The following is an 8,023-nucleotide window of genomic DNA, read 5'->3' as shown; positions in this document are numbered from 1 at the left end:
AACGGTTCCAATCGCCCGTCATCCGAATCTAAGGGACTGTTTTAGGGTGGAGATGCCGGGTGGAACAAAGAGCCCGGCGCAATAAGTGGGTCTCCGCGATGTGTGCTCAACACGGGGACGTCTCACCTCATGGAGTCCCTGACCGGCATGTCATAGCAACAGAACTGTTCAGATCGACGGCAAACCGGTAGACGCACAGTTCGTGGCACACGAATCGGTCGGCTCTGAACCCAACCAAGGTGCAACGACGCTGACCGAAGAACTCGCTTGCCGGGGAGATGCACTGCACCCCTTCATGTTATGCGCTCGAGTGGCGGTATCTGCGACGCCCGACTGGTCGCACAAAACCTGATCCAGACCATTCTCAGCGGACCAGCCGGCGGCTTGGCGGCGATGGAGACCCTCGCACGAGACCGACTGGTGTCCGCAACGCCGGCCGGCCTGAAGTTCTTCCATATGACGGGTAGGGCGATGGCAACCGAATTGCGGGACTGGCTGACCCAAACGAGTTCCCTTACGAGCGGTATCTCAACGACTCGCGCTTCCTCGCTGAGCTCTTGGTTCCGCTGACCAGGAAGGCATCCGCGCGCAACCTTGCGCAAGAGCCGTGAAGGCCTCGTGCGTCGTGGCCTGACGATGAGATTAGAGGACGTGCCAGGCGTCCGCTCGGACGGCGGTGACGACTCTGGCTGATGTGGGACATGGGTTTTGCAGTGGCCGCGCCGCGTCGAACCATACTGGCGACAGCCACCTTGCTTAGGATCTTGTTGTACATCCCGACGATATGATTGTCGCTGGACCCAGCCTCACACCCGACGGCGAATTCACCGCTGTACACACGCGCGGACTGACTGAAAAATCCTCGACGGAACTTGGTGAACCATCCTATGTCACAAGGGTTTCACCACCAGAACGCGACGCGATTCGCCGAAGGGAAGGACATTGGTAGATGCACCATTGCGCATCTACGTCGCGCAGGCCGTTGTACTCGGCGTTCATGCCATTCGGCGCAGGAAAGCGCGATTTTACTTGCTCCGAGTTAGGGAAAACACTCCCCGCGCAGTTCAGCCAGGTTCAGGGGACTTTTGCTGCTACCCCAACAATTTAATCCGCCTCCACTGGTCGTTGCCCATCGGAATCGTTCCTTCGTCCGATAGTGGGGATCGGTGTTGCCTGACGCGCTCGTTGGTGCCGAATTCCGTTGGTTAATCACTAATCCGATAGCGTCACCTGGTGCATTCGCGGGATGCCTATGCGCGACCGCTGATGACACGGACAGGTGGTGAACCCGTCGATCAGGTGTAGGTAATTCTCTTGTCGGGGCAATTCCGTAGGTGTAACTACCGACTGATAATCACCTACCGGATCGTGCAGGGTGGGGGCTGAGTGACGCCAACGAAGGGGGACGCTAGCTCATGTCCGACACCGCCTCAGCTGACACGGATGATCATCTGACCCACCTCCCAGGGCTGCCCGCATTCGACCCGAACGACGAAGTCGAAAACGCGATCATCGGTCGGCTCGCATCGAACTGGCACCGACGTGCCGCCGTGAAACGTCACGAGCCTGATCTGGACGATCTTTTCGACCTGGCCCGCCCCGATTTCCGTAAGGACATGGTCCCGATCAGGGCGCACCCTATTTGGGACACCCTGTCAGAAGAGACCCGGTCGCGCCTGCTGAGTTGGGGGTGGGTGTCCTACAACCGAAATACCGTGCTCATTGAGCAGCGGATCGTGAACCCGGCTTTCGAGAAGGTTCTCGACGGAGCGTTTCCCGCCCTCGGAGGACCGGCGCTCGAGATTGCGATAGCCCAAGCGATGGTCGATGAGCAGTATCACTCGTTGATGCACATGAACGGGAGCGCGGTGACCCGGCGAAAGCGTCGGGACAGTTTTTCCGATCATGTGCTGCCTGAATCCCACATTACCCAGATTCATCGGCGTCACCGTGACGAGCACACCGAGGGATGGCAGAAGAATCTGACGTCGTTGGCGTTCGCCACGGTCGCGGAGATCTCGATCAACGCCTATCTGGATCTGCTTGCCAACGACCAGGAGATTCAGACGATCAACTCGACGCTCGTGAAGCTGCACAACAGGGACGAGTACTGCCACGCATCTATTGCCGACGAGATGGCCAAGCAAGTCTACGAGCGTCTTACTGCGGATCAGCAACGTTTCTTCCTGGAGAAGCTGATCGCCGGGATGGAAGCGTTCATCGCGCCGGACTTTCAGACGTGGGAAACGATCCTGGAGTTCGAAGGTGTGAAGGGGTGGGAGCGGGCGGCAGCGGACGTTCGTGCTTCTCAGTCCGGGGTGCACCTCGTGCAGGACCATTCGGGATTGCACACGTTGCTCTCGGAGATGGGGGCTCTCGACGCGGTCGAGTTCGGTTGGCATTCGGTGGGCGTGAAGTAGTTCGTCGGCGAAACGTAAGTAGGAGGGGAACTTTCGTGAACGAACCTGCATTGCGTGAGGAAACTGACGGTCTTCGTGATCTGTACAGTTTTCTGCACGACCTCGGTTTGGACGGGGACGTGAATCCGTGCTCCGGAGCGATCGGCGTCGTCGACGAGACGCGGTTGTCGGACACGCGACGTTTCCGTGTGTTGGTCGAGCGGTTGGGGTTGTGTGACGCCCTTGCGAACGTCCTCGATGTTGAACCACCGGATGTGCGATGCAGTCTGGTGTATGTGCCGGGCACTGTGGACGGCGATATCGACGACATGACGGCGATCATGTCGAACTATCACAATGCGACACCCTTGACGCTGGACGAGGTCGTGCACGTTGCGTGCTGGCGTCACCGTTCCGGGAAGCACGCCGTATTCGTGAAGGTGAATCATCTCGTCGCGGATCTTCCCGATGTCACGTATCTGGTGGAAGTGTTCCGGGACTATCTGCAAGCGGTGTACGAACCGGAGGGCGCCGACGCCGTGTCGCTCGGTGACTACTACCGCGGGCACGGGGAAGCTGTCCGGCGGTACGCGGGCCTGCCTCGGGCAGACGTCGATGCCGTCGAAACCTCCCTCGGCGGCGTTGTGACTCCTCGGGTGAAGGGCATCCCCACGATCTCCGCCTCGACAGGGAGCTGGCTGCCTGTGCGAGAAGAGGTGCGCTTCAACGAGATTCTCAGTGTGGTGAGTGAGTTGCTCCTCGAAACGTTCGACAGCGACTTCGTATTGCAATACCCGTTTTCGCAGCGAACGATGAACGGCTCAGCCGGTTACTACGGTGAGATCCGGCCACTGGTGATACGCGCGGAACAACGGGGAACGTACGACGTCGCCCACTTCCGGCGAGCACGCGCCCTCTACGAGTCGGCGGGCCGGTTCACCATGTCGGACCTGCCCGCGTTCGCCGGAGGATTCACCCGCGGACGAGTCCCGCGAATCGTCGTCTCCGACACCACCTTCATGCGTCCGAGGCCGGATCGCTGGGATTGGGTACCGGTCCTGAGCGCGCGGACGTTCGAAGACGTCAAGTTTCTCATCGACAGGTCCTGGCCAGGTCCTCCGCTGATGCGGGTGCAGTACAAACGTAGGTTCCTGCCAGCCGACACAGCCACCACCATGCTCGGCAAGCTCAAGCAACGGATTGGAGTTCAATGCATCTCGCAGAGCTACTGACAGAGGTTTTTCGTCGCCACAGCGGCGATGCCGCACTCCGCACCGCGGACCGTGTGTGGTCGTACGCCGAGCTTGACCGGATCACCTGCGTGCTCGCCGATTTCATCGACTCGCACTGTGAACTCGACCAGCGTGTTGTTCTCGTCGGTGATCACTCGGCAGAGGGGATTGTATGGGCGTTGGCGGCGATGCGCAGCCGCGCGATCTACACGCCGATGAATCCGGAATGGCCTGCCCAGCGTGTGGATGATGCACTCGCGTTGTGTGAACCGGCGCTCGTGGTGTACTTCGACCGTGCCAGCGTCATCGCGTCTGCGTCGACGACTGCGGAACGTGTTTACGCCCCCGAGGTCGGATTGCCCGAGGCTGCGGATGTTGGTTCGGTCAGGCCCGCGCCGCGGTATGCGTACTCGATCTTCACGTCGGGATCGACCGGGGCGCCGAAGTTGGTCAACATCGGGCACGACGGCATCGAGAATCTGTGCCGAGCATTGAATCGGACTCTCGAGATCAGCGCAGGGGATTCGCTGCTTCAGTTCTCGTCGCTGTCGTTCGATGCATCGATCTCGGAGATCCTCGCCGGTCTCTACAGCGGTGCCACAGTCGTTGTGCCACAACAGTCTCAAGGTTCCTGGTTGGGGTCCGTGTCCGCGCACCTCAAGGCAGAAGGGTGCGATGTCCTGATGATCGCGCCGTCGATCTATGCGCGGCTCGACGACGCTGCGAAGCGCCGGATCGGGAAGGTTCAGTTCTCGGCGGAGGCGTTGAAGAGAGCGCAGTTCGAGGAGGCGAGGAAGTGCAGCGCAGTCTACAACGCGTATGGCCCGACCGAGGGAACGGTGTGTTTCTCCATTGCGGCTCTGGACGAGTTCGAGGACACGATCGGTTCGCCGGTCGAGGGGTTCGAGGCGTTCGTTCACGCGGAGGAATCCGGCGTACTCGACAACCTCGGGGAAGGGGAACTCGTCATTGTCGGAGCAGGGGTTGCTCTGGGGTACGAAGGTGCACGTGAGCAGGACCGCACCGTCTTCACACAGATCGACGGGTGCCGTGCGTACAAGACGGGGGATCGGGTCAGCATCACCGGCGACGGTCGTCTGAGGTACCTCGGCCGCATCGACGAGCAGATCAAGCGTTTCGGGCATCGCGTGAACATCGTGCACGTCGAGGCGGACCTCGCGACGAAACTGGACCATCCTGTGGCGATGGTGGCGTTCGAGGACGAGTTGGTTCTTGCCTCACCTCCCGGCCGTGGTGATGCGGGCGCTCTGATGAAAGAAGTCCGCGAGATGCTCCCGTTCTGGGAGGTGCCGGACCGGATCGAGATCCTTGACGAACTGCCGCTGGCAACGAGCGGAAAACTCGACAAGTCCGCGCTGCGGAAACAGCTCGAGAAGGCAGTAGTCGTCACCGCGCCGCTCGGCGACGTTGAGGCGGAGCGCGCCGCGGTCGAGGAAGTTGTCAAAGATGTACTCGGAGAAAGCATCGACCCCGACGCGTCGTTGTTCGACGCGGGCGGCAACTCGCTGGCGATGATGCGCATCCAAGTCCGGCTCGGTGATCTCTACGGCGAAGACGACGTCGAGAACGCTTTCGACGCCATGGAATACGACTTCTCCATCAACGGGTTTCTCCGCTGCATTCACGGTGGAGACGCACAGGCCCGCCCGTCGACAGTGCAGACGGTGTACGAAAAGATCGACGCGCGACTGTCCACGTTGCGGACTGAACTGGCGGACCTGAACGTCGGCAGCGGCGGAGCGGGCACTCCAATTATGCTGGTGACCGGAATATCAGGATTCGTCGGCGGTCACGTTCTCGATCACCTCCTCACGGAGAACGCCGCTGATGTGCTTGTCGTCAGTGTCAGCGATCCGGAAGAAGGGCTTCGGCGGCACCGTCAGCGGTTCGACCGTGTCGCCGGCGAATACCGCAATGTCCGCACCATGACTTACGAGGGTCTCGCAGCTGCAATCGAGAACGGCAGTGCCCCGGCGGTTTCTGCGGTCGTACATTGCGGTTACGACGTCAATCACCGGCTGCCGCTCGAACAGCATCTCGCGAGCAGTGTGGAGAACTCCGTGGTGGTGGCGAAGGCCGCAGCTGCAGGTGGCGCTGAGTCGTTCACGTTCCTGTCGGCGGCGTCGGTAGGCGAGGAGTTCGGTCCGTTCACGCGGGATAGGTTGGCGTCCATCGCAGATCCGTACTCTCAGTCGAAATTCGTTGCCGAGGCCTACCTCTGTGCTCTGCGCGAGGTGGGGTGCGAGGTGAATGTTCTCCGTATCGCCCTGATTTACGGTCACCAGGAAAGTGATCGGCGGTTCCTCGTCGACGATTGGTTCAGTGCGGTGTTGCGTTTGTCGTCGGAGTTGCAGGTTTTGCCACGCTTCGGTGGCTACATCCCGGTCTGCGATGTCCGCACGGTCGCCCGCAGTGCCGTGTCCGCGGTGCACGGGGGTAGCGCCGGGTCCGCGGTGGTCGTTCATCGCACGTACTCGCTCGACGAGGTCATGGAGCTGGTGGGGGTCGAGGAATCCGCAGTCGTGCCCGTCTCGGAGTGGCTCGACCGCGTCCGTGATTATCCCGGGACCGATCACCGGTTGGTCCCGGTGTTGCAAGCAGCTCTCGGGGGAAGTGGGTGGCAGCGTCCGGTCGCCGGTCACGATCTCGACATCTTGACCGATGTGGTTGCCCTGCTGGCCGCCCCGGCTCCCGTGTGAGCGCGAGTACCCGCTGCGCTCTGCCCTGACCCGCATCACCTGAACCGAAAGAGTTCCCTGATGAACTATTCCTTGCGCTCGAACATTGCGGTCGAGCCCGCGATCGGCGGCTGGTACGCGTGGTCGTACCTGGTTCCGCCCCATACGCTGGCACGCTTCATTCACAACCGCTTCATTCCGATCATCGAGTCGTATCTCGAGGACCCGCAGGTCCACGCCATGGCCGTCAAGCAACCGAAAATGCACGGCGGTCCGTGGATACATGCCTACGAGCACTACGACCAGATCAAGAACTGGTACGAGAGTATGCGTGGCAGTTATGACAGGCCACTCGAATTGTTCGAAGCGATCAAACAGTTGGAGGAGAAGATCCTCCCCGACTACACCGGCGAAAGCCTCGATTCTGTGTATCAACGGCTTCCGCTCGCGTTGGCGGGGCGGGTCGAGGTGTTCTACGGACGCGACAACAAGACGCCGGACTACCGGTTCATCGAACCGTTGATGTACGCATCGGACTACTACGACGAATCCCTGCAACAGGTGCGATTCCGTGAGATCACCGCCGACGCACGCGAATTCGCCCTCACCACACCAGTTCTCGAGTACACCGACCAAGAGCTCGTCGTAGACGTCCCCTTCAAGTCGCCGTTGCTCGACAGGTTGTTTCGCGGCGATCTCTCGGAGAGCGGCCTGACCCAGCTCGAACACGAACTCGCGATACCGGCCGAGCGTTCGGCATTGTTTCGCAGTTACTTCGAAGCCGTGCCGACAGTGAACAACGAAACCGGAAGTGACCGAATGGAATACGTCGGACACGCATCGGTGTACGCCCAGTACGAAGGGACGACATTCCTGGTCGACCCCGTATTGAGCTACGGCGGATACGAAGGCGCGGCAGAGGGGAAGTTCTCCTACGACGACCTACCCGCCGCGCTCGACTATCTCCTGATCACTCACAATCACACCGACCACATGCTGTTCGAAACGCTGCTTCGTATCCGGCACAAGGTAGGAACCATCCTCGTGCCCAAGTCGTCGACGTCGAGCATGGTCGACCCCGGCCTGGCCAGGATCTTGCGGCACCTCGGGTTCACCGATGTCGTCGAATTCGACGACCTGGACACCCACACGTGCGGATCCGTTCAGGTGACCGCTCTGCCATTCCTCGGCGAGCACGGCGACCTGCAGATCAGGACGAAGGCGGGTTGGCATCTTCGATTCGGTGAGAAGACGGCACTCTTCGCTGCGGATTCGACCAACATCTCGCCGACGATGTACGCGAAGGTCGCTGAATTGATCGGCCGCGTGAACACGGTCTTCATCGGAATGGAAAGCATCGGCGCCGCGGCGAGCTGGATCTACGGTCCGCTGTTCAGTGCGCCGTTGGCGCGGCGGTCGGACCAAAGCCGTCGCCTGAACGGTTCGAACTTCGAACAAGGCCGAGACATCGTCGACGCACTCGACCCGGACGAGGTCTACACCTACGCGATGGGGTTGGAATCGTGGATGGGGAATCTGATGGCCATCGACTACGACGAAAACCACCCCGCGATCATCGACAGCAACGCACTGACCGACTACGCCGTCAGCAAGGGCCGTACCTCGAAGCGGCTCTTCATCCGAGAAACACTCCCACTATGACGGCCACCGCCTTCCCCACCGCCGGACCCCA

Annotated in this window: 5 protein-coding genes; all 5 read left to right on the top strand. The window is 60.8% G+C overall.

Annotated features, from left to right (window positions below; translation table 11 throughout):
• Window positions 1–267 precede the first annotated feature (267 nt).
• The 5 genes from AC1DVN_RS29805 to AC1DVN_RS29785 all read left to right on the top strand — a co-directional run bounded on the left by AC1DVN_RS29805 (window position 268) and on the right by AC1DVN_RS29785 (window position 7,992).
• On the top strand, window positions 268–570 hold the full coding sequence (locus tag AC1DVN_RS29805) for a hydantoinase/oxoprolinase family protein (RefSeq protein WP_477847781.1): 303 nt from the start codon (window positions 268–270) through the stop codon (window positions 568–570).
• 845 nt (window positions 571–1,415) lie between these two features.
• Entirely contained in the window at window positions 1,416–2,420 is a 1,005-nt protein-coding gene (locus AC1DVN_RS29800) for an AurF N-oxygenase family protein (protein ID WP_477847782.1), read from the top strand.
• Between the two features lie 35 nt (window positions 2,421–2,455).
• Window positions 2,456–3,631, top strand: coding sequence for a hypothetical protein (locus AC1DVN_RS29795; protein ID WP_477994703.1), 1,176 nt, complete (start codon window positions 2,456–2,458; stop codon window positions 3,629–3,631).
• On the top strand, window positions 3,610–6,351 hold the full coding sequence (locus AC1DVN_RS29790) for an AMP-binding protein (RefSeq protein ID WP_477994702.1): 2,742 nt from the start codon (window positions 3,610–3,612) through the stop codon (window positions 6,349–6,351). The genes AC1DVN_RS29795 and AC1DVN_RS29790 overlap by 22 nt, the downstream gene beginning before the upstream one ends.
• Window positions 6,352–6,411: 60 nt before the next feature.
• Window positions 6,412–7,992 carry an MBL fold metallo-hydrolase gene (locus tag AC1DVN_RS29785; protein ID WP_477847785.1) on the top strand — a complete coding sequence of 527 codons (1,581 nt, stop codon included), beginning with the start codon at window positions 6,412–6,414 and terminating at the stop codon, window positions 7,990–7,992.
• The last annotated feature ends 31 nt before the right edge of the window (window positions 7,993–8,023 follow it).

It is taken from the genome of Rhodococcus sp. P4_E4 (assembly GCF_056401575.1).
The sequence above is the reverse complement of the archived record's forward strand: the minus strand, read 5'-3'. Positions and strand labels throughout refer to the sequence as shown.